The 18,486-nt window shown below is 63.8% G+C and carries 20 protein-coding genes; 13 read left to right on the top strand and 7 right to left on the bottom strand.

Features of this window, described 5'->3' with window-relative positions; all coding sequences use genetic code 11:
* Positions 1-14 precede the first annotated feature (14 nt).
* The 7 genes from FNB15_RS19965 to FNB15_RS19935 all read left to right on the top strand — a co-directional run bounded on the left by FNB15_RS19965 (position 15) and on the right by FNB15_RS19935 (position 8,244).
* Entirely contained in the window at positions 15-977 is a 963-nt protein-coding gene (locus FNB15_RS19965; RefSeq protein WP_144258409.1) for a Bug family tripartite tricarboxylate transporter substrate binding protein, read from the top strand.
* Positions 955-3,042, top strand: coding sequence for a hydantoinase/oxoprolinase family protein (locus FNB15_RS19960; RefSeq protein WP_144258408.1), 2,088 nt, complete (start codon positions 955-957; stop codon positions 3,040-3,042). The genes FNB15_RS19965 and FNB15_RS19960 overlap by 23 nt, the downstream gene beginning before the upstream one ends.
* Positions 3,042-3,656: a cysteine hydrolase family protein gene (locus FNB15_RS19955; protein ID WP_144258407.1), complete on the top strand. Its 615-nt coding sequence runs from the start codon at positions 3,042-3,044 to the stop codon at positions 3,654-3,656. Before FNB15_RS19960 ends, FNB15_RS19955 begins: the two co-directional genes overlap by 1 nt.
* Positions 3,653-5,059, top strand: a complete 1,407-nt coding sequence (locus FNB15_RS19950) for an FAD-dependent oxidoreductase (protein ID WP_144258406.1) — start codon at positions 3,653-3,655, stop codon at positions 5,057-5,059. Before FNB15_RS19955 ends, FNB15_RS19950 begins: the two co-directional genes overlap by 4 nt.
* A gap of 1 nt (position 5,060) precedes the next feature.
* Positions 5,061-5,618, top strand: coding sequence for a nuclear transport factor 2 family protein (locus FNB15_RS19945; RefSeq protein ID WP_144258405.1), 558 nt, complete (start codon positions 5,061-5,063; stop codon positions 5,616-5,618).
* A gap of 106 nt (positions 5,619-5,724) precedes the next feature.
* The gene (recQ, locus tag FNB15_RS19940; RefSeq protein ID WP_144258404.1) at positions 5,725-7,557 is read left to right on the top strand and encodes a DNA helicase RecQ; all 1,833 of its coding nucleotides are present in this window, start codon (positions 5,725-5,727) and stop codon (positions 7,555-7,557) included.
* 135 nt (positions 7,558-7,692) lie between these two features.
* Positions 7,693-8,244: a PRC-barrel domain-containing protein gene (locus FNB15_RS19935; protein ID WP_144258403.1), complete on the top strand. Its 552-nt coding sequence runs from the start codon at positions 7,693-7,695 to the stop codon at positions 8,242-8,244.
* Positions 8,245-8,325: 81 nt separating this feature from the next.
* Here the strand turns inward: FNB15_RS19935 and FNB15_RS19930 are convergent, their stop codons facing one another.
* The 3 genes from FNB15_RS19930 to FNB15_RS19920 are packed head-to-tail and all read right to left on the bottom strand — an operon-like array spanning position 8,326 to position 10,527.
* Complete coding sequence (locus FNB15_RS19930) at positions 8,326-8,877, bottom strand: flagellar export chaperone FlgN (RefSeq protein ID WP_144258402.1); 552 nt, start codon at positions 8,875-8,877, stop codon at positions 8,326-8,328.
* Complete coding sequence (locus FNB15_RS19925) at positions 8,874-9,203, bottom strand: rod-binding protein (RefSeq protein ID WP_144258401.1); 330 nt, start codon at positions 9,201-9,203, stop codon at positions 8,874-8,876. The genes FNB15_RS19930 and FNB15_RS19925 overlap by 4 nt, the downstream gene beginning before the upstream one ends.
* A gap of 7 nt (positions 9,204-9,210) precedes the next feature.
* Complete coding sequence (locus tag FNB15_RS19920) at positions 9,211-10,527, bottom strand: flagellar basal body P-ring protein FlgI (protein WP_185973634.1); 1,317 nt, start codon at positions 10,525-10,527, stop codon at positions 9,211-9,213.
* A 198-nt stretch (positions 10,528-10,725) separates the two neighbouring features.
* Here FNB15_RS19920 and FNB15_RS19915 point away from each other — a divergent pair, with 198 nt between their 5' ends.
* Both FNB15_RS19915 and dksA read left to right on the top strand, forming a co-directional pair.
* Positions 10,726-11,157: a flagellar assembly protein FliX gene (locus tag FNB15_RS19915; protein WP_144258400.1), complete on the top strand. Its 432-nt coding sequence runs from the start codon at positions 10,726-10,728 to the stop codon at positions 11,155-11,157.
* A 157-nt stretch (positions 11,158-11,314) separates the two neighbouring features.
* Entirely contained in the window at positions 11,315-11,734 is a 420-nt protein-coding gene (dksA, locus tag FNB15_RS19910) for an RNA polymerase-binding protein DksA (protein WP_144258399.1), read from the top strand.
* Positions 11,735-11,915: 181 nt separating this feature from the next.
* Here dksA and flgH read toward each other — a convergent pair whose 3' ends face one another.
* The 4 genes from flgH to flgF are packed head-to-tail and all read right to left on the bottom strand — an operon-like array spanning position 11,916 to position 15,090.
* Positions 11,916-12,731 carry a flagellar basal body L-ring protein FlgH gene (flgH, locus tag FNB15_RS19905; protein WP_246068736.1) on the bottom strand — a complete coding sequence of 272 codons (816 nt, stop codon included), beginning with the start codon at positions 12,729-12,731 and terminating at the stop codon, positions 11,916-11,918.
* A gap of 24 nt (positions 12,732-12,755) precedes the next feature.
* Complete coding sequence (gene flgA / locus FNB15_RS19900; protein WP_144258398.1) at positions 12,756-13,517, bottom strand: flagellar basal body P-ring formation chaperone FlgA; 762 nt, start codon at positions 13,515-13,517, stop codon at positions 12,756-12,758.
* Positions 13,518-13,549: 32 nt separating this feature from the next.
* Positions 13,550-14,335, bottom strand: a complete 786-nt coding sequence (gene flgG, locus FNB15_RS19895; protein ID WP_144258397.1) for a flagellar basal-body rod protein FlgG — start codon at positions 14,333-14,335, stop codon at positions 13,550-13,552.
* A 29-nt stretch (positions 14,336-14,364) separates the two neighbouring features.
* Positions 14,365-15,090, bottom strand: coding sequence for a flagellar basal-body rod protein FlgF (gene flgF / locus FNB15_RS19890; RefSeq protein ID WP_144258396.1), 726 nt, complete (start codon positions 15,088-15,090; stop codon positions 14,365-14,367).
* 248 nt (positions 15,091-15,338) lie between these two features.
* Here flgF and FNB15_RS19885 point away from each other — a divergent pair, with 248 nt between their 5' ends.
* From FNB15_RS19885 to FNB15_RS19870, 4 genes are read left to right on the top strand one after another with little or no spacing between them, the layout of a single operon-like run.
* Entirely contained in the window at positions 15,339-15,836 is a 498-nt protein-coding gene (locus FNB15_RS19885; protein WP_144258395.1) for a flagellar basal body-associated FliL family protein, read from the top strand.
* 15 nt (positions 15,837-15,851) lie between these two features.
* Complete coding sequence (gene fliM / locus FNB15_RS19880; RefSeq protein ID WP_144258394.1) at positions 15,852-16,883, top strand: flagellar motor switch protein FliM; 1,032 nt, start codon at positions 15,852-15,854, stop codon at positions 16,881-16,883.
* The gene (locus FNB15_RS19875; protein ID WP_144258393.1) at positions 16,883-17,479 is read left to right on the top strand and encodes a DUF6468 domain-containing protein; all 597 of its coding nucleotides are present in this window, start codon (positions 16,883-16,885) and stop codon (positions 17,477-17,479) included. Before fliM ends, FNB15_RS19875 begins: the two co-directional genes overlap by 1 nt.
* On the top strand, positions 17,476-18,444 hold the full coding sequence (locus FNB15_RS19870; RefSeq protein ID WP_144258392.1) for a MotE family protein: 969 nt from the start codon (positions 17,476-17,478) through the stop codon (positions 18,442-18,444). Before FNB15_RS19875 ends, FNB15_RS19870 begins: the two co-directional genes overlap by 4 nt.
* Positions 18,445-18,486: the final 42 nt, after the last annotated feature.

Here is an 18,486-nt window from a genome sequence, read left to right as displayed (position 1 = left end):
CGAGAGGAAACGCCATGCAGAAACTGCTGATCGCCCTGTTCAGTCTCGCCCTGCTGCCATCGGCAGTTCTGGCGCAGGCCTATCCGTCACGACCGGTCACGCTCGTCGTGCCGTATCCGCCGGGCGGCACCACCGATATCGTTGCACGCCTGGTTGCGCCCAAGATTTCGGAGCAGATTGGCCAGCCCATCGTGATCGAAAATCGTGCCGGTGCTGGCGGTACAATCGGCGCAGGTTTCGTGACGAAGGCTGCACCGGATGGCTACACGCTGTTGCTGGGCACGCCGCCTGACCAGGTGACGGCGCAGTTCCTCACCAAGCAGATTGCCTATGACCCCGCCAGGGATTTCGCACCGATCTCGCTGCTGGTGCGCGGACCGAATGTGCTGGTGGTCAATCCCGGTGTGCCGGCGAAAACCGTTGCCGAATTCGTAGCATTGGCCAAGCAGCAGCCGGGCAAGCTGAATTTCGCCTCGGCTGGCAAAGGCAACACCAGTCACCTTTCTGGTGAATTATTCAAATCCCGTGCTGGCATCGACATCACGCATGTGCCCTATCGCGGCAATGCGCCGGCCTCGCAGGATCTGCTGGCCGGTCATGTGCAGGCGCTGTTCGAGGCGCCGGCAGCCTCGCTGGGCAATATCCGCGAAGGCCGTGTGCGCCCACTGGCGGTCACTTCGGGACAGCGCCTGAAGACCCTGCCGGATGTGCCGACCTTCGCCGAAGCCGGAGTGAACGGCGTCGAAGTCTATACCTGGTTCAGCATCCTGGCGCCGGCCAAGACGCCGCCAGATATCATTGCAAAGCTGAACAAAGCCACCAGTGCGGTTCTGGCCGATGCCGGTATCCGTACCCGGCTGGAAGAGCTGAGTTTTGAGGTTGTTGGTGGCGCGCCCGGTGTGCTGGGCAAGTTCATTGCCGACGAAACGGTGAAGTGGGAGAAAGTTATTAAAGATGCCAACATCACAACAGATTGAGGCAGGTCGGCTGGCCCCGCGTTTGGCCGTGGGCGTCGATGTCGGCGGCACCTTCACGGATGTCTTTTTCCTCGACGAAGCCAATGGCCACATCGACGTTGCCAAGGTGCCGTCGACCCGTGGCGACCAGGCGGCGGGCTTCATCGAGGGCCTGCGCAGCAAGGCCGAGCTGAAGCAGATCGCCACGGTGGTGCATGGCACCACCGTGGGGACCAACGCGCTGCTGGAGCGCAAGGGTGCGCGGACCGGCATTATCACCACGCGCGGCTTCCGCGATGTGCTGGAAATGCGCCGGCGCGACCGGCCGACCACCTGGGGCCTCTGGGGCCAGTTCACGCCGGTGGTGCCGCGCGATCTGCGGCTGGAAGTTGCTGAGCGCGTGCTGGCCGATGGCAGCATTCGGGAAACCGTTGATGCCGAAGAGGTGAAGCAGGCCGCACGCGAGTTGCTGGCGCGCGGTGCCGAAGCGGTCGCCGTGGTTTTCATCAACGCCTATGCCAACCCGGGCAACGAGCGCGTGGCGCTGGCGGCAGTGAAAGACGTCTGGCCGAATGCTTATGTGACCGCATCTTCCGATATCCTGCCCGAAATTCGTGAATTCGAGCGCACCTCCACGGCGGCGCTGAATGCCTATCTGCAGCCGCCGGTCGGCAGCTATCTGCGCAAGCTGGAAAGCCGCCTGCAGGGCGACGGTTTCGCAGGCCAGCTGCTGATCGTGCAGTCCAACGGCGGCGTGATGAGCGTAGACAGCGCCGCGAGCCGGCCGGTGCGCACGGCTTTGTCCGGTCCCGCTGCCGGCGTGATCGCCTGTCAGCATATCGCGGTGGCGGCCGGATTCCCCAATGTCGTGACCTGCGACATGGGCGGCACCAGTTTCGACGTGTCGCTGATCGCTGATGGCGCACCGGCCATGAGCGCACAGACCGCCATCGATTTCGGCATGGTGGTGCGCGCGCCTATGGTCGAGATCACCACCATCGGCGCTGGCGGTGGTTCGATCGCCTGGATCGACCGTGGTGGCATCCTGCAGATCGGCCCGGAAAGCGCCGGCTCCGATCCCGGCCCGGTGGCCTATGGTCTGGGCAACGACCGGCCGACCGTGACCGACGCCAATGTGGTGATGGGCCGTATCGATGCCGAACGCCCGATTGGTGGCAAGCTCAAGCGGCTCGATGTCGAGGCCGCGAAGGCCGCCATCGCGGAACACATTGCCGAGCCGCTCGGCCTTGATGTCATGGCGGCGGCCGAAGCCATCATCAAGGTGGCGAATTCACGCATGGCCGGCGCCATCCGCCTGGTTTCTATTGAGCGCGGCCACAATCCGCGCGATTTCGCCGCCATGCCGTTTGGCGGTGGCGGCGCGCTGCATGTCGGCGCGCTCATCAAGGAAGTCGGCCTGGCCTCGGCGCTGGTGCCGCGCTTTCCAGGCGTCACGTCGGCGCTCGGCTGCGTGATTGCCGACATGCGGCATGACTTCGTGCGTACGGTGAACAAGACGCTGGACGATACCGATCCGTCCGTTCTGGACACCGCGATTGCCGAGGCCGCCGGCGAGGGCCTGCGTCTGCTGGATCAGGCTGGTATCGCTTTCGAGGGCCGCACGATCTCGGTCGAGCTCGACATGTCCTATCTCGGTCAGACCCATACCGTGGCCGTGCCGCTGCCGGGTGATTTCACCCAGCCGGCAAAACTGTCACGTGCTGGCATCAAGACGGCCTTTGAGGCGGCTTATGCCGCAGCCTTTGGCCGTGTGCTGGAGAATATCGGCATCCGGGTGCTGAACCTGCGGGTCGCCGTCATCGGCCGGCGCAAAAAATTCGATCTCGCGCTGCTGGCACCGCCGTCTGAAGGCTCGGTTGAGGCCGCGAAGCGGACAACCCGGAAAGTCTGGATCGATGGCGCCTGGCACGAGGCCGGCATCTTCCGCCGGCTGGAACTGCCGCTGGGCGCGGTGGTTCCCGGTCCGGCCATTCTGGAACAGCCCGACACGACGATCCTGATCGAAGCCGATCTGGTCGGCGAGGTCGACAAATTCGGCAACCTGATCGTGAGGCGGAAAGCCTGATGAGCGCAACCCAGCTGGATCTCAAGCGCACCGCGCTGCTGATCGTCGATCTGCAGAATGATTTCCTGCACGAAAAAGGCGCCTATGCGCGGGGCGGCGCCAGCCTGCCGGGGACTACCGCGCTGATCGCCAATATGAAGTCGGTGACAGACACGATGCGGTCGGCCGGCGGTTTGATCATCTCGACGCAGTTTACCCTGGTGCCAGGGCGTGGCGGTGAGCCGTTGATCAGTCCGCATCTGCAGCAACTGCGGCCATTCCTGCGTAAGGGCGATTTCCAGCCCGGCGGCTGGGGCCACAGCCTGATCGATGAACTGGCACCGGCGGATTTCGTGATCGAGAAGGTGGCCTATTCGGCCTTCTATATGACACGGCTGGAATTCGTGCTGCGCAAGGTGGGCATCGAGACGCTGCTGATCGGCGGCATCGTCACCAATGGCGGCGTCGCCAGCACGCTGCGCGATGCTCATGTGCGCGACATTCATGCCATGCTACTGACCGATGGCTGTGCTGCCTTCAGCCGCGAGGCCCATGAAGCCAGCATTGCTTCGCTCGGTACCGTGGCGCCGAAACTGACCTGCGCCGAAGCCGTGAAACTGATCCAGGCCGCATGAGCAGGGTCCTGCCGGCTGCGGGGATCGACTTCCCGCTCGACGTGCCGGTGCTGGTGATCGGCGGTGGCGCCTGCGGGCTGGTTGCCGCGCTGGCAGCGCACGACGCTGGCGCTGATGTGCTGGTGCTGGAGCGCGATGCCTCGCCCAGCGGCTCGACGGCGATGTCGTCTGGCATGATTCCAGGCGCCGGTACGGCCCTGCAGAAAACGCGTGGCGTCACCGATATGCCAGCCATCTTCTCGGCCGATATCCAGGCCAAGGCGCATGGCGAGAACGATCCGGTCATGGTGGATGCCATCTGCGCTGCCTCCGGGCCTGTGATTGACTGGCTGGTGCAGCAGCATCACGTGCCGCTGAGGCTTGTCGAAGGTTTTCTCTATCCCGGCCACAGCCAGCCGCGCATGCATGCGCCGGCTTCGCGCAGCGGTGCCGATCTGGTGGCCGGTCTTCTGGCCGCGGCCAACACTGCCGGCATCGATATCGTCTGCAATGCTTCGGTCACGACATTGTTTGCCGATCCCGATGGTCGCGTGCGCGGCGTCGAACTGCAGCGGCCTGATGGTGCCGCGGAACGCATCGGCTGCACAGCGCTGGTGCTGGCCTGTTCGGGCTTCGGCGGCAATGCCGAACTCCTGGCGCGCCATATCCCCGAGCTGAAAGGCGCGATGTACTACGGCCATACCGGCAATCGTGGCGACGCGCTGCTCTGGGGTGAGCAACTCGGGGCAGCGACACGGCATCTCGGCGCCTATCAGGGCCATGGCTCGCTGGCGATGCCGCATGCCATCCTGATTTCCTGGGCGCTGATGATGGAAGGCGGCTTTCAGGTCAACGCGAAGGCCGAGCGATTTTCCTGCGAGCATGACGGCTATTCCGAACAGGCGATGCGCGTCATTGCCCAGCCCGGAGCCATCGCCTGGAATATCTATGACGAACGCCTGCACAAGCTCGGCCTTGAATTCGAGGACTACCGCGAGGCACTGAAGGCTGGCGCGATCCGCTCGGCCGACAGTATCGGGGCGCTCGCCGAACTCTGCGGCCTGCCGGCAGCGACGCTGGCCGCGACACTGGCCGAGACGCAGCAACTGGCTGCGGGACGGGGCAGTGACCGGTTCGGTCGTGATTTCACCGGCAAGCCGGCACTGGCAGGTGCTTTCTATGCTGTGAAAGTGACCGGCGCGCTGTTCCACACGCAGGGCGGCCTGCGGGTCGACAGCGATGCCCGTGTGCTGCGTGCGAACGGCGCGCCACTGCCGAATCTTCTCGCCGGTGGCGGTGCGGCCTGCGGCCTCTCGGGGCAGGGGCGCGATGGATACCTTTCGGGCAATGGTCTGCTGATGGCCACCGTACTGGGCGCCAAAGCCGGACGTACCGCTGCCACGCTTATCAAACACGGAGGCTGACATGCCGGTGATCCGCGTGACACTGATCGAAGGCTACGACGAGGCGGTACGCGATCGTCTGCTCGAAGGCTACAGCGCAGTGACCCGCACGGTGCTGGAAGCCATTCCGGACGGTATTACCATCGCGATCGAGGAAGTGAAGCAGAGCAATTACCGGCGCGGCAACCAGCGAAAAAACCCGAAGGCTCCGCCACCAGCACCGGAACAGATCGTGCGCGATTTCCTCGGTGCCATGGAACGTCGCGACCTCGCGGCCGCCAAAACCATGCTGGCAGCGGATTTCGCCATGACCTTTCCGGGCGGCGCGAGTTTCGCGAAGCTCGAGGAACTGATCGACTGGGCCCGGCCGCGCTACCAGCGGATCGGCAAGGCCTATGAGCGTTTCGACACCGTGCCGGGCATGGAAAGCGCCGTGGTCTACTGTTTCGGCACGCTGGAAGGCGTGTGGCCGGACGGTTCGGCTTTTTCCGGCATCCGCTTCATCGACCGGTTCACGGTGCGCGGCGGCCTACTGGTCGACCAGAAGGTGTGGAACGATCTCGACGCTGTGCGGCGATAAACCACCAATCCTGCACAGGCGGGCGCGGTAGGCCTCGCGGCTCGTCCCCTGCTTTGCTATGCCGGTGGTGCAGGCGGCGAATCGGTGCCGTCGCACAGCAGGTGACATGGGATCGTCCTCTCTAGACGCGGCAGAATCGACACTGCACAGGGTTTTCGGCTTCGAGCGCTTTCGCGCCGGGCAGGCCGAAATCGTGCAGGTGCTGCTGGAGGGCGAGGATGTGCTGGCCGTGATGCCGACCGGCAGCGGCAAGTCGCTCTGCTACCAATTGCCGGCGATCCTGAGTAACGGTCTCACTGTGGTGGTGTCGCCGCTGATTGCACTGATGCGCGATCAGGTGCGGCAGTTGCAGGGCTTTGGCGTCAATGCCGCGAGTCTGAACTCGGCCAATGACGAGGCCGAGAACCAGCGCGTCTATCGCGACTTGCGCGAAGGCACATTGCGATTGCTCTATGTCGCGCCGGAACGGCTGGTGCGGTCCGACACGGTGGCATTGCTGAAGCGCTCCGGCGCCAACCTGCTGGCGATTGACGAGGCGCATTGCGTGTCGCAATGGGGGCATGATTTCCGGCCTGAATACCTTGCGCTCGGGCAGATTCGGGCCGAGCTGGGCGACATCACCACCATCGCGCTGACGGCCACGGCCGATGCGCCGACCCGCGCCGATATCGTGCAGAAGCTGTTCGCGACGTCTCCGCGCACCTTCATTCGCAGCTTCGACCGTCCGAACCTGCATCTGATGATGCTGCCCAAGGCGAGCGCGAAAAAGCAGATCGGCGACTTTATCGCCGCACGCCGGGGCATGAGCGGCATCGTTTACTGTTCTTCGCGCAAGCGCACGGAAGATCTGGCCGCCGGGCTCAATGCCATGGGCCATACCGCGCTGGCCTACCATGCCGGCATGGAGCAACGCCTGCGCGATGCCAACCAGGATACTTTCCTGCGTGAAGACGGTGTGGTGATGGTGGCGACCGTGGCGTTTGGCATGGGGATCGACAAGCCGGATGTGCGATTTGTCTGCCATGCCGACATGCCACGCAATGTGGAGGCCTATTATCAGGAAATCGGCCGCGCCGGTCGCGATGGCCTGCCGGCCGAGACCATGACGCTCTACGGCCTCGATGACATGCGTCTGCGCCGGCTGCAGATCGAGGAAGGTGAGGCCTCGGACGAACGCAAGCGCATTGAGCGCCAGCGCTTTAATGCATTGATCGCGCTGTGTGAGTCGCCGCGCTGTCGTCGCCAGACGCTGCTGGCCTATTTCGGCGAAAGCTCCGAACCCTGCGGCCATTGCGATCTCTGCCAGGACGGCGTGGCGCGGTTCGATGGCACCACAGAAGCACAGAAGGCACTCTCGGCCATGATGCGCACCGGCCAGCGGTATGGCACCGAGCATCTGGTGCAGATCCTGCTGGGCAACACCACCGACGCCATTCTGCGCAGCGAGCATGATCGCCTGCCGACCTTCGGTGTCGGCAAGGATCGCGATGCCAACAGCTGGCGCTCGATCTTCCGCCAGCTTTATGGCGCCGGTCTGATCGAGCTGGATATCGCGGGCCATGGCGGCTGGTTCATCACCGATGCCGGACGCCTGGTCCTACGCGGTCAGAGCAAAGTCGAGATGCGGCAGGAATCCCTGTCAGCAAAGCGCGACCGCAGCCGGCGCAGCGGATCGTCGATGGCGGAGACTGCGCTGCAACCCTCCGATCAGCGTCTTCTGTCGGCGCTGAAGAATCTGCGGCGCCAGCTTGCCGCCGAGTTGCAGCAGCCGGCCTATGTGATTTTTTCCGATCGCACTTTGCTGGAGCTGGCCGCGAAACGCCCGACCAGCCTGTATCGCCTGACCGACATTCACGGTATTGGCCAAGCCAAGCTGGAGCGGTTCGGCCAGGCGTTTCTCGACGTTGTGCTGGCGCATGAGGACGATCGCGCGGCCTAGCGAGGCTTTGCGTTCGGGTTCCGCTAAACGGCTCAGTATCACAGCTATATTGCAGCATTATCGGCCTGATCCCACGGCGGGCGGAGCCGTGCGCCCTATATCTAAAGACTGGGAAAACAGACGAAAGAGGATGCCATGAAACGCAATCTCGCTGCTGTTTCCGCCGTCGCTTTGCTGCTGGCGCTGTCTGGGTTCGCCGTGGCGCAGGATGCCGGAAAATCGAAAACGAAGTCAGATACGATCGTCCCGATCCCGGGCACGGGAACGGCGGAAGTGAAGGGCGCACGCCTGATCGGCGCTGATGTCGTGAATTCCGTGAACGACAAGCTTGGTGACGTCGATGAGGTGCTGGTCACGACCGACGGTCGCGTCAATGCCGTTGTCGTTGCGATGGGCGGCGTGCTGGGGATGGGCGAACGCAAGGTCGTGTTGCCATTTGAGCGTTTGCGCTTCAGCAGCCAGGGCAGCGATCTCGTGGTGAAGACAGATGTCAGCCGCGAGACGCTGAACGCCATGCCGGAATATCGCGATCCCAGCCGTGCCTCAAGCGACCAGCAACCGGGCCCCAGCCGCGCACCGGCAGATCAGAATAGCACTGGGCAGAACCGCGCCGGCAACAATGCAGCACCTATACAGGGGCCGCTGGATACCTCTCGGCCGATCCGGCCGGCGCCGCCAACCAATTAGCGGCAACGCGCTAAAAGAAGGCCCCGTCCGGTTCTCCGGGCGGGGCAAGTGGGTACTGGCGGGGGGGAACGGTGGAAATGTTCAGCAGGTCTCGTTGCTGAACAGCGACACCGGCTGGCGCGAGCCGTAATTGGCGGTCAGCGCGGTCATCGCGCCGGACTTGCCGTAGCCGGTACCAAGCTGGTTCTGCTTGGTGGCGCCACGGATCACGGCGTTCAGCAGTTTCTGATTGGCGTCGCGCGCCGTGCGCACGAGAATTTCATTGCGCTTGCCGACGGTCTGCATTTCGCCCAGCAGCTTTTCAAGCTGCTTGCGCTCACCTTCCGGTGCGCTGGCCAGTGCATCGGGATGCTTGCGCAAAACCTTCTGCTTGTCGCGCAACAGGCCCGAGATGATGCGCTTTTGCTCGGTCGAGCGCTCCAACCCGTCATAGGAAAAGCGTTCCAGCGCCGCGGTTTCTTCCTGCATGACATCCTTGAGCTGGATCACCAGATCGCTCAGTTCCGCTACGGTGGGTGGCACGGCGCCCTGGCCGATATTGTCCATCATCCGGGGCGTGTCGACGCCCAGACGCTGGGCAGCGCGGGGAGAGAGCGGTTGGCGGGCCGGCTGCGGCTGCTGCTTCTGGTTCACGGCTGGGCCTCCTGCATCTTGATCATCTGGTCATAGACCATGTTGGCGATACCGATGCCGCGACCCTTGGACATCGTCTTGCCGTACTCGTCGTTGAGGAACGAACGCCATTTGCCTTCGGCCTGGCCGCCGCCCATCGGGCCGTCGGTCTTCACGCCGGCCGACATCACTTCAAACATCTGCGACAGGAAGAAGGCTTCGAATTCCTGCGCGGTCTTGCGCGGATCGTCCTTCGCGTTGCCGAGCTTGTTCAGCTTCGAGCGGTCGGCCTGGGCCTGCTCGAGGCCGAAGGTGTTGATGGCGGGAGAAGCGATAGCTGCGGACATGATGGCCTCACATCACCTGGATTTCGGCTTGCAGGGCGCCTGCGGCCTTGATCGCCTGCAGGATGGTGATCATGTCGCGCGGACCGACGCCCAGCGCATTCAGGCCATCCACCAGTTCCTGCAGCGACACACCGCGCGGCAGCAGACCGAGGCGACGCTGGTTCTGGTCGTCCACCTGGATATCGGTGCGCGGAACAACCACGGTCTGGGCGCCACCGGCGGCGGCGCCGGGGATCGTCGGAGTGCCAGTGCCGGGAACAGCCTGGGTGATGGTATCGAACACGAAGTTGCCCTGCGCGTTGCGAACCGGCTGGCCGTCGGGACCGATGCGCGGCACCTGGATGGTGCCGGTCGCGGCCGAGGAGCCGGCAATGCCCGGGATGGCGGTGGCGGCCGGCGAGAAGGGCAGCGGCTGCGATACCTGCGGGGTTTCTGTGATGCGGACGGTGAGCGAGCCCTGGGCGATCGCAACGGTGTCGATGCGCACATTCGGGCCCATCACGATGGTGCCGGAGCGTTCGTCGATCACGACGCGGGCCATCTGGTCGGTCTCGACCTGCAGCTGTTCGACTTCGGTCATGAAACCGACGACGTCACGACGGAAGCGTTCCGGGATGTCGATATGCACGGTGGAGGGGTCCAGCGCGCGCGCGGTCGGCATGCCGGCCAGGGTGGAGACGGCCTGGCTCACGCGGCGCGCGGTGGTCAGGTCAGGATTCTTCAGGGACAGGCGCAGCACCGGCAACGACGTCAGTTCGAAACCGACCTCGCGCTCAACGATGGCGCCATTGGCAATGCGGCCCGAGGTGGGCGTGCCGCGGGTGATCTGGGCGGCCGCGCCCTGAGCGCGGAAACCGCTGATCGCAACGGCGCCCTGGGCAACGCTGTACACTTCGCCATCGGCGCCGAGCAGCGGGGTGACCAGCAGCGTGCCGCCCTGCAGGCTCTTGGCATCGCCCATCGTGGAGATGGTGACGTCGAGGCGGCTGCCATGGCGGGCGAAGGGGGGCAGGGTGGCGGTGACCATCACCGCGGCAAGATTGGCCGTACGGAAGTTGGCGGCGTCGCGGATATTGACGCCGAAGCGCTCCAGCATGGCCTGCAGGCTCTGACGGGTGAAAGGCGAGTTGGTGAGGCTGTCGCCGGTGCCATCCAGACCGACCACCAGGCCATAACCGACCAGCATGTTGTCGCGGATGCCTTCGAAATCGGCGATGTCCTTGATGCGCGAGCCAGCCTGGGCCTGCAGCGGCAGGGCGAGCAGCGCCACTGCGACGGCGGCCTGGAGCAGGCGGCGGAACGTATCCTTGGCGAAACGGGTCATCGTCATCTTCCTCTACGCAAAGCCGGCCACGGATGCCGGTTCTGTCGTGCCTATTAATGCGATTGTCGTGCCAATGGTTAACTCGTTGAATTATATGACAGTTGGAGTGAAAAACCGGCCCCGCCCGGCAAAAAATGCCGTCTTTACCCGGTCAGTCTTATCGGGCACCATGCGCCCGGTTAAGAGATATTATTTCCCATGAGCATCGACAAAATCCGCGGTCCGGGAGGCATTGCGCCCGGCAGCCCCAAACGTTCGACCGGCAGCAGCAGCGCCGGGGGGCCGAGCTTTGCCAGCATGCTGAAGGGCGCAGAAAAGCCTGCCGGCCAGGTCGGGCAGGCTGCCCCGGTTGCGGCGCTGGACGCCATGCTGACCATCCAGGCTGTCGACGAGCAGGCCGGTGGCCGGCAGAACCGGCAGCGCGCCTATCAGCGCGGTTCGACCCTGATCGAACGGCTGGAGGAAATCCGCCATGGGCTGCTGATGGGCTCAATTCCGGCCGACCGCCTGCAGAGGCTGGCGCAGACGTTGCGCGCCGAAAAACTGATGGTGCTGGACCCCAGGCTGGCCGAGGTGATGGCCGAGATCGAGCTGCGCTGCGAGGTCGAGTTAGCCAAGCTCGGATTGTAATTTTATTGCCCACAAGCTGGGCCATTCATAATTATATCATAAAATCAACGACTTCCCGGCCAATCGACAGCCTTGCCCGGCGGCGGGCCGATTCATATACTCCCGCGCGCCGTGGCCGGGGTATCGGAGTCGCCACGGCGCCTGGAGGGTCTCTGACATGGGTATCCAATTGAAGGCGAATTATAAGCCGACCGAGAGTGAGCCCTTCATGAACCCGCGCATGAAGGAATACTTCCGCCGCAAGCTGACGGCCTGGAAGGAAGACATCCTGCGGGAATCGAACCAGACATTGCAGCACCTGCAGGAAGACACCTCGCAGGAGCCCGACATTGCTGATCGCGCCTCGACCGAGACTGACCGTTCTCTCGAGCTGCGCACGCGCGACCGCCAGCGCAAGCTGATCGCCAAGATCGACGCCGCGATGAAGCGGATCGACGATGGTTCCTACGGCTATTGCGAGGAGACCGGCGAACCGATCTCGCTCAAGCGCCTGGAAGCCCGCCCGATTGCCACGCTGTCGATCGAAGCGCAGGAGCGTCACGAGCGCCGCGAGCGCACGCACCGGGACGATACATAGACCGGGGCGATATCTTCGTCGCTTGAAGTGCTGAACTGAAAAACGAAAAGGCCGGTCTTCTGACCGGCCTTTTGCGTTTTACTCTCTCGCCCTGGCTTTTTTGCCGCGGTCCGCATTCTGCGGTCCTTACGCACCTTCTGACGTGCCTGAATTTTCAGGCTGGGCGAAATCCTTCTCGTTCTTAGAAGGGGAAGAGGATGTCGTAGACCTGCTGGCCCCAGCGGCCCTGCTGCACATCGGTCAGCTGACCGCGGCCGCCGTAGGAGATGCGCGCTTCGGCCATCTGGGTGTGCACGATCGTGTTGGTCGCGGTGATGTCTTCCGGCCGCACGATGCCCTGGATCAGCAGTTCGCGCACTTCGTTGTTCACCCGCACTTCCTGGCGGCCCTGCACCACGAGGTTGCCGTTCGGCAGCACCTGCGTCACCAGCGCGGCGACGTTCAGGGTGACTTCTTCACGGCGGATCACCTGGCCCTGGCCCTGCACGCTCGACTGCGAGTTCATGGTGACCATGTTTTCCGGATCGACGTTGCGGAAGATCTTGTTCAGCGCCGAGGGCGCACCCGGCTGGGTGATTACGCCACCGGCACCGTCGCGCGCCGACTCCCAGCCGAGGAAGTTCGGCAGGCCCTGGCCTTCGCTGTTGTCACGCGAGGTGGTGGTATTGTTCTGCAGCTGCGCATTTTCCCGGATGTTGATGTTCACTGTCAGGATGTCGCCGACCCTGGTGGCGCGCGGATCCTTGAAGAACTGGCGCGCACCGGGACGCCACAGCGAATTGGCATGACGCGGTGCCACTTCCGGCGCCGGCATCGGCAGGCTGACCGGGCGGTAGTCGCGTTTCTCGGTCGGGTTGTCGATGCCGGTCATGGCCGGCGCGCTGCCAATATCGCCGAGGCGGTTAAGGTTACCGCAGGCGCCGAGAGTGACAGCAAGGCCGGCGGCGGCGGCAATTCGCAGCATGCCGGCGAGCGTGGGATGGGTAAAACGAGTCATGATGATAATCCTTCCGCTCGGCTCTTAGTTCGACGCGATGATGTTGGGGGCAGTGATGACCTGGACCAGGTTCATTCCGGTCACGGTCGCCTGAATGGCCCGCTTGCTCTGCATGTTCAGGACCTGCACCACGTCGCCGATGCTGCCCGATTCCATGGCGCGGCCGGTGGTCGTGATGGTGAGACCGGGAGCCTGGGCCACCATGGTGACCAGGCTGTTCTTGGCAATGGCTTCGGGCTTGCCGATATCGGACGTGCGGATCGGCATGCCGGCGGCCAGTGGCCGGCGCGGCGTCTGGCCGATCAGATCGTCGAAGCGGTCGATAAAGCCGGCGCCGTAACGGTTGGCGGGCACCTGCAGCCATTCGACATCGTTGCGCGTGATCACCTGGCCGGCGGTAATGCGGCCCTTCAACACCGGGATCGCCTCGACGACCTGGGCGCGACCGCTGACCTTGATGCTGGCGGTGGCGCTGGCGACGGTGCCGTAGAAGCGGCCGCTGCGCGAGTCGTAGCTGAATTCGTCGATCTGGAAAGCGGCCGTGCCGGCCGGTACCTCGAGTTCGTTGCCCATGCCGTGGAAGTTGATTTCCACCGGCCGGCCACCATTGCGCTGCTTCACCATATCGGCGATGCGACGGCTGATTTCGCGTTCGCCGATGAAGCGCGTGGCAGCAGTGGCGCTGGCCACCTGGGTCTGCGCCGCGGCGGGCTGCGCGAAGACAACGGGCGCCGCCAGCGTGGTGCAGGCGATACCGGCGAGAAGAAGTGTGCGAAGCGAAGCCATGGTCGGTCTCCGTAAATCCAGATGCGAGGGCGTTAGCGCAGGCGGGTTGCGGTCTGCAGCATTTCGTCCGACGCGGTGATGATCTTCGAATTCATTTCGTAAGCGCGCTGGGCGGTGATCAGATTGGTGATTTCCTGCACCGGGTTGACGTTCGAGGTTTCGACGTAACCCTGGCGCAGCACGCCGAAGCCGACCGCGTTGGGGTTGCCCACGGTGGCCTGGCCCGAAGCGGCGGTTTCGAGGAACAGGTTGTCGCCGGTCGCTTCCAGGCCCGCCTCGTTCACGAAGGTGGCGAGCTGGATCTGGCCGAGGTTCTGAGCGTTGGTCTGGCCGGCGATCCGCGCCTCGACGACGCCGGTGGCATCGATGTTCACCGAGAGCGCGCCTTGCGGCACGGTGATCGCCGGACTGATCTGGTAGCCGTCGACGGTGACGATCTGGCCCTGGGCGTTGATCTGGAACGAGCCGGCGCGGGTGTAGGAGGTTTCGCCCGAGGGCAGGGTGATCTGGAAGTAACCCTTGCCGCTGATCGCGAGATCGTAGGTGTTGCCGGTGCTGTTCAGGTTGCCCTGTTCGTTGATGCGGTACACGCCCGCGGTGCGCACACCGACACCGACCTGGATGCCCGAGGGCACGATGGTATTGGCATCCGACGAGGTCGAGCCCGGACGGCGCATGTTCTGGTACAGCAGATCCTGGAACTCGGCACGCTGCCGCTTGAAAGCGGTCGTGCTCATGTTGGCGATATTGTTCGAGATGACTTCAACATTGAGCTGTTGCGCCATCATGCCGGTGGCACCGGTGCTGAGCGAACGCATGATCTAGGTCTCCTGGTCCGTCAATTCAGTTAATTCGAAGCGCGGCCGAGCCGCTGGATGGCCATTTTCAGACGGTCATTCTCGCTGTCGATCAGGCCCTGGGTGCTTTGATACTGCCGCATCAATTCGATCATGTTGGTCATCTCCAGGATCGGCTCGATGTTCGAGGCTTCCACCATGCCCTGTATCAGCGTGGTGGTGGGCGGCGCCGGGACCGTGTCCTGGGCGGTGGCGAACAGGCCGTTGGCGGTCTTGCGCAGTTCCTGCTCATTTTCGAAATGGACGAGGTCGATCTTGGCGACCTGCTCCTGGCCGACATTGATCGTGCCATCGACGGAAACAGCGGGAGTGCCGAGGCCTTCGGGGATCACGATGTCGCGGCCGCGGGTGTCGAGCACCGGATGGCCACCCGAGGTGACCAGGCGGCGATCGCCGTCCATGCGGAGGTGGCCGTCGCGGGTGTAGCGGCGGCCTTGCGGGGTATCGACCGTCAGGTAACCGCTGCCGTTGATGGCGAAATCGAAGGTGTTGCCGGTCTGCTCAAGCTTGCCGGTGCGGAAATCGCGCAGAACGCCCCAGTCCTGAACGAAGCTGGACTTCTGCTGCTGGTTCGGACCCTTGAGGAATTCCTCAAACATGACCCGCTCGCCCTTGTAGGCGTTCGAGTTCATGTTCGCCATGTTGTTGGCGATGACGTCCATTTCACGCCGCATGGCCGAAAGGCGGGACAGGCCGATGTAAGTCGTGTTTTCCATGACACCAAAACCGTGGTTAGCTGTTGCTGGCCAATCTGTTGCAGGCGGCGTGCCAGTTTATTTTTTGGCGGAAAACTGAGAATATATGTTCGATTTATGCTCGCCAGGCGGTTTTTGACCAGTGCGGGCCGGATCAAACCCGGCAAAAACTGCCGCCCTTTGACAAAGTGTTAACTGACGCACCTTAGGAATCGCATCTGGAGTGAACCGGATGCGCCGGCGAGTCCTGGCGCCAGGGATGTACAGGCATGAGTGACGAGACTGACGGCCAGGTTGATGGCGAGGGCGACGGCGCACCCAAGAAGCGCGGCAAGCGGGCCATAGTCATTATTGCGGTCGTTGTCGTGCTGTTGCTGCTCGTGGGCGGCGGCGGCGCAGCCTATTTCTTCCTGTTCGCCAACAAGCATGAAGAGGCTGAGGTCAAGCCCGAAGCTCCCAAGGTCACGGTCTTCTATGATCTGCCCGACATTCTGGTAAACCTGAACTCGACTGGCCGGCAGGCCTCCTATCTCAAGCTGAAGGTGTCGCTGGAGCATAACGACCCGCTCTCGACGCCGAAGCTGAACGAACTGCTGCCCCGCGTTGTCGATAACTTCCAGATCTATCTGCGCGAGCTGCGCCCGGATGATCTGGTCGGCTCGGCCGGTCTGTACCGTCTCAAGGAAGAGCTTTTGATCCGCGTCAACCAGGCGGTGGCCCCGCTGAAGATCAATGACGTGCTGTTCAAGGAAATGTTGATCCAGTGACCAGGCGAGGCGCGTATGGCGGATAATACCGAAGACGGCGCGGCCTGGGCCGGCGGCGACGGCGGCGATGAAGCCGGCGGCTCCACCCGGATTCTGAATCAGGACGAAATCGACAGTCTTCTTGGCTTTGACGCCAGTGTAGAGGAAGACGCCGACAAAGCCGGCATTCGCGCGATCATCAACAGCGCGCTGGTCTCCTACGAACGTCTGCCGATGCTTGAGGTGGTGTTCGACCGTCTCGTGCGTCTGATGACGACCTCGTTGCGTAACTTCACCTCGGACAACGTCGAAGTCTCGCTGGACAATATTACCTCGATCCGTTTCGGCGATTACCTGAACTCGATCCCGCTGCCGGCTATCCTGAGCGTGTTCCGCGCGGTGGAGTGGGATAACTACGGGCTGCTCACCGTCGACAGCTCGCTCATCTATTCCATCGTCGACGTGCTGCTCGGTGGTCGCCGCGGCACGGCCGCGATGCGTATCGAGGGACGTCCGTATACAACCATCGAACGTAACCTCGTCGAACGCATGGTCAATGTCGTGCTCGACGACATGCGTGCCGCCTTCGAGCCGCTGGCGCCGGTCAACTTCTCCTACGACCGCATCGAGACCAACCCGCGCTTCGCCACCATCGCCCGCCCGGCCAATGCGGCAATTCTTGCCCGCCTGCGTGTGGACATGGAAGACCGCGGCGGCCGCCTCGAACTGCTGCTGCCCTATGCCACCCTGGAGCCGGTCCGCGAACTGCTGCTCCAGATGTTCATGGGCGAAAAGTTCGGCCGTGACTCGATCTGGGAAAACCACCTTGCGACCGAATTGTGGTCAACCGACGTGGAAATCGAAGCTGTGCTGGACGAACAGGTCATGACTCTCGGCCAGGTGATGAACCTGGAGGTGGGTAAAACCATTATGTTCAATGCGACGCCAGAGTCCGTGATCATGATGCGCTGCGGCGGCATTTCCATGGTGGAAGGTCGCATGGGGCGCATGGGCAACAATATCGCTGTCAAGATCGACCGAACTCTGAAGAACCTGGGAGGTGTGTGATGACGCTGACCCTTATGGTCGAGATCGTTGTCGCCGTGTTGCTGCTTGTCACGCTCGCCATTTCACTGGTGCTGAACCGGCGACTGGGCAACCTGCGCGCCAACCAGGACGAGATGCGCCGCCTGATCGGCGATTTCGACAAGGCCCTGACCAAGGCCCGCCAGGGCTTGAGCGAACTGAAGACCGCGTCGGCCACCGCCGACACCGCGCATGAAGAGCGTCTGAAGGCGGCCAAGGCGCTGCGGGATGAACTCGGTTTCATGATCGAGACCGGGGATCGTCTCGCGGATCGTCTGGCCGGCGAAGCCAGCGGCAATCGCGCGGCGCGTCAGGATCGCCCGGCGGCCGCCGAACGTATGGTCGCCGATCGCGCCGGCATGGAACGCGTGCTGGAGCGTGCGGCGATGGAACGTCCCGAGCCGATGCGCTCCGACCCGCGCAGTGGTGCTCACCCTGGCGCCGGCGGCCCGGTCACGCCGTTCCCGCCGAAGAAGCCGTCGATCGCACCGGCTGGTGGCAGCGGCCGCGATTTCAAGATCGAGCCGCGCTCTGAAGCGGAGCGTGAACTGTTGATGGCCCTGAGGCAGGCACGATGAGTGCTGCGGCACAGATATCTGTGACAGCGACGCGGCGCTCGCTCGCCAGCCGCGTCCGTATTCTGCCGCTGACCATTCTCGCGGTCGCGCTGCTGCTTGGGCTGAAGATCGGCGCGTTGTGGCAGGGCAGGGCGGAGCTTTTCGTCACGCCGGCCGGCGCGCAGCAGGGCCAGCCGACGCAGACGCCGATGCAACAGGCCCAGGCCCAGGCGCAGCGGGCATCCGCGCAACAGCCCCCGGCACAACAGGCGCCGACGCCGCTGACTCCCGCCCCGGCGCAAACGGCACAGACCGCGCCGTCCGCTGCCGCTCCTGCGGCAGCGCAGCAGCCGGCCGGTCAGTCGGCCACGCGCCCGTCTTCCAGTGTCCAGTCGCTGGCCGAGAAAGATCCCACCACCTTTACTCGCGCCGAAATCGATCTGCTGGCCAACCTGGCGCAGCGCCGCGACCAGATCGAGCAGCGGGCGCGTGAAGTCGACCTGCGCGAAAGCCTGCTGGCCGCCGCCGAGAAGCGGCTGGACGACCGCATTGCCGAGATCAAGAAGCTGGAAGCCAGCGTCAAGCAGATCGTGCAGCAGTACGACAAGCAGGAAGAGCAGAACCTGCAGGGCCTGGTGAAGGTCTACGAAAACATGAAGCCGAAGGACGCCGCGCGCATCTTCGAGAAGCTGGAGCCCAACGTTTTGCTCGGCGTGGTCGAGCGCATGAAGGAGGCGAAGCTTGCCGCCCTGCTGGCCGAGATGAATCCGACCACCGCACAGGACCTCACTGTCCGTCTGGCGACCCGCAAGCAGATTCCGCCCAGCGTGCGCGCCGGCGTGGAATCCCAGTTGGCGCCCGCCGCAGCTGCGCCTGCCGGCGGTGTATCGCCGGCCCAGCGGGTGCCGGTTGCCCCCGCCCAGCCGCAGGCGACTCAGCCTCCTGCCGGTGCCGCTCCGGGCCAGCGCCCGGCGGCTGGCGGCTGAAAACACGGTTAATCATAGGTTAATGCGTTGTTCCGGCTAAGA

Source organism: Ferrovibrio terrae (genome assembly GCF_007197755.1).
Lineage (GTDB): Bacteria > Pseudomonadota > Alphaproteobacteria > Ferrovibrionales > Ferrovibrionaceae > Ferrovibrio > Ferrovibrio terrae.
The sequence above is the reverse complement of the archived record's forward strand: the minus strand, read 5'-3'. Positions and strand labels throughout refer to the sequence as shown.

Bases quoted from the DNA above. Each gene is read 5' to 3' on its own strand.
- FNB15_RS19885 (WP_144258395.1), top strand. From the start codon at position 15,339: ATGAGTGACGAGACTGACGGCCAGGTTGATGGCGAGGGCGACGGCGCA.
- dksA (WP_144258399.1), top strand. From the start codon at position 11,315: ATGGGTATCCAATTGAAGGCGAATTATAAGCCGACCGAGAGTGAGCCC.
- FNB15_RS19935 (WP_144258403.1), top strand. From the start codon at position 7,693: ATGAAACGCAATCTCGCTGCTGTTTCCGCCGTCGCTTTGCTGCTGGCG.
- recQ (WP_144258404.1), top strand. From the start codon at position 5,725: ATGGGATCGTCCTCTCTAGACGCGGCAGAATCGACACTGCACAGGGTT.
- flgH (WP_246068736.1), bottom strand. From the start codon at position 12,731: ATGACTCGTTTTACCCATCCCACGCTCGCCGGCATGCTGCGAATTGCC.
- fliM (WP_144258394.1), top strand. From the start codon at position 15,852: ATGGCGGATAATACCGAAGACGGCGCGGCCTGGGCCGGCGGCGACGGC.
- FNB15_RS19875 (WP_144258393.1), top strand. From the start codon at position 16,883: ATGACGCTGACCCTTATGGTCGAGATCGTTGTCGCCGTGTTGCTGCTT.
- FNB15_RS19920 (WP_185973634.1), bottom strand. From the start codon at position 10,527: ATGACCCGTTTCGCCAAGGATACGTTCCGCCGCCTGCTCCAGGCCGCC.
- FNB15_RS19915 (WP_144258400.1), top strand. From the start codon at position 10,726: ATGAGCATCGACAAAATCCGCGGTCCGGGAGGCATTGCGCCCGGCAGC.
- flgF (WP_144258396.1), bottom strand. From the start codon at position 15,090: ATGGAAAACACGACTTACATCGGCCTGTCCCGCCTTTCGGCCATGCGG.
- FNB15_RS19950 (WP_144258406.1), top strand. From the start codon at position 3,653: ATGAGCAGGGTCCTGCCGGCTGCGGGGATCGACTTCCCGCTCGACGTG.
- flgG (WP_144258397.1), bottom strand. From the start codon at position 14,335: ATGCGTTCGCTCAGCACCGGTGCCACCGGCATGATGGCGCAACAGCTC.
- FNB15_RS19965 (WP_144258409.1), top strand. From the start codon at position 15: ATGCAGAAACTGCTGATCGCCCTGTTCAGTCTCGCCCTGCTGCCATCG.
- FNB15_RS19870 (WP_144258392.1), top strand. From the start codon at position 17,476: ATGAGTGCTGCGGCACAGATATCTGTGACAGCGACGCGGCGCTCGCTC.
- flgA (WP_144258398.1), bottom strand. From the start codon at position 13,517: ATGGCTTCGCTTCGCACACTTCTTCTCGCCGGTATCGCCTGCACCACG.
- FNB15_RS19960 (WP_144258408.1), top strand. From the start codon at position 955: ATGCCAACATCACAACAGATTGAGGCAGGTCGGCTGGCCCCGCGTTTG.
- FNB15_RS19945 (WP_144258405.1), top strand. From the start codon at position 5,061: ATGCCGGTGATCCGCGTGACACTGATCGAAGGCTACGACGAGGCGGTA.
- FNB15_RS19925 (WP_144258401.1), bottom strand. From the start codon at position 9,203: ATGTCCGCAGCTATCGCTTCTCCCGCCATCAACACCTTCGGCCTCGAG.
- FNB15_RS19955 (WP_144258407.1), top strand. From the start codon at position 3,042: ATGAGCGCAACCCAGCTGGATCTCAAGCGCACCGCGCTGCTGATCGTC.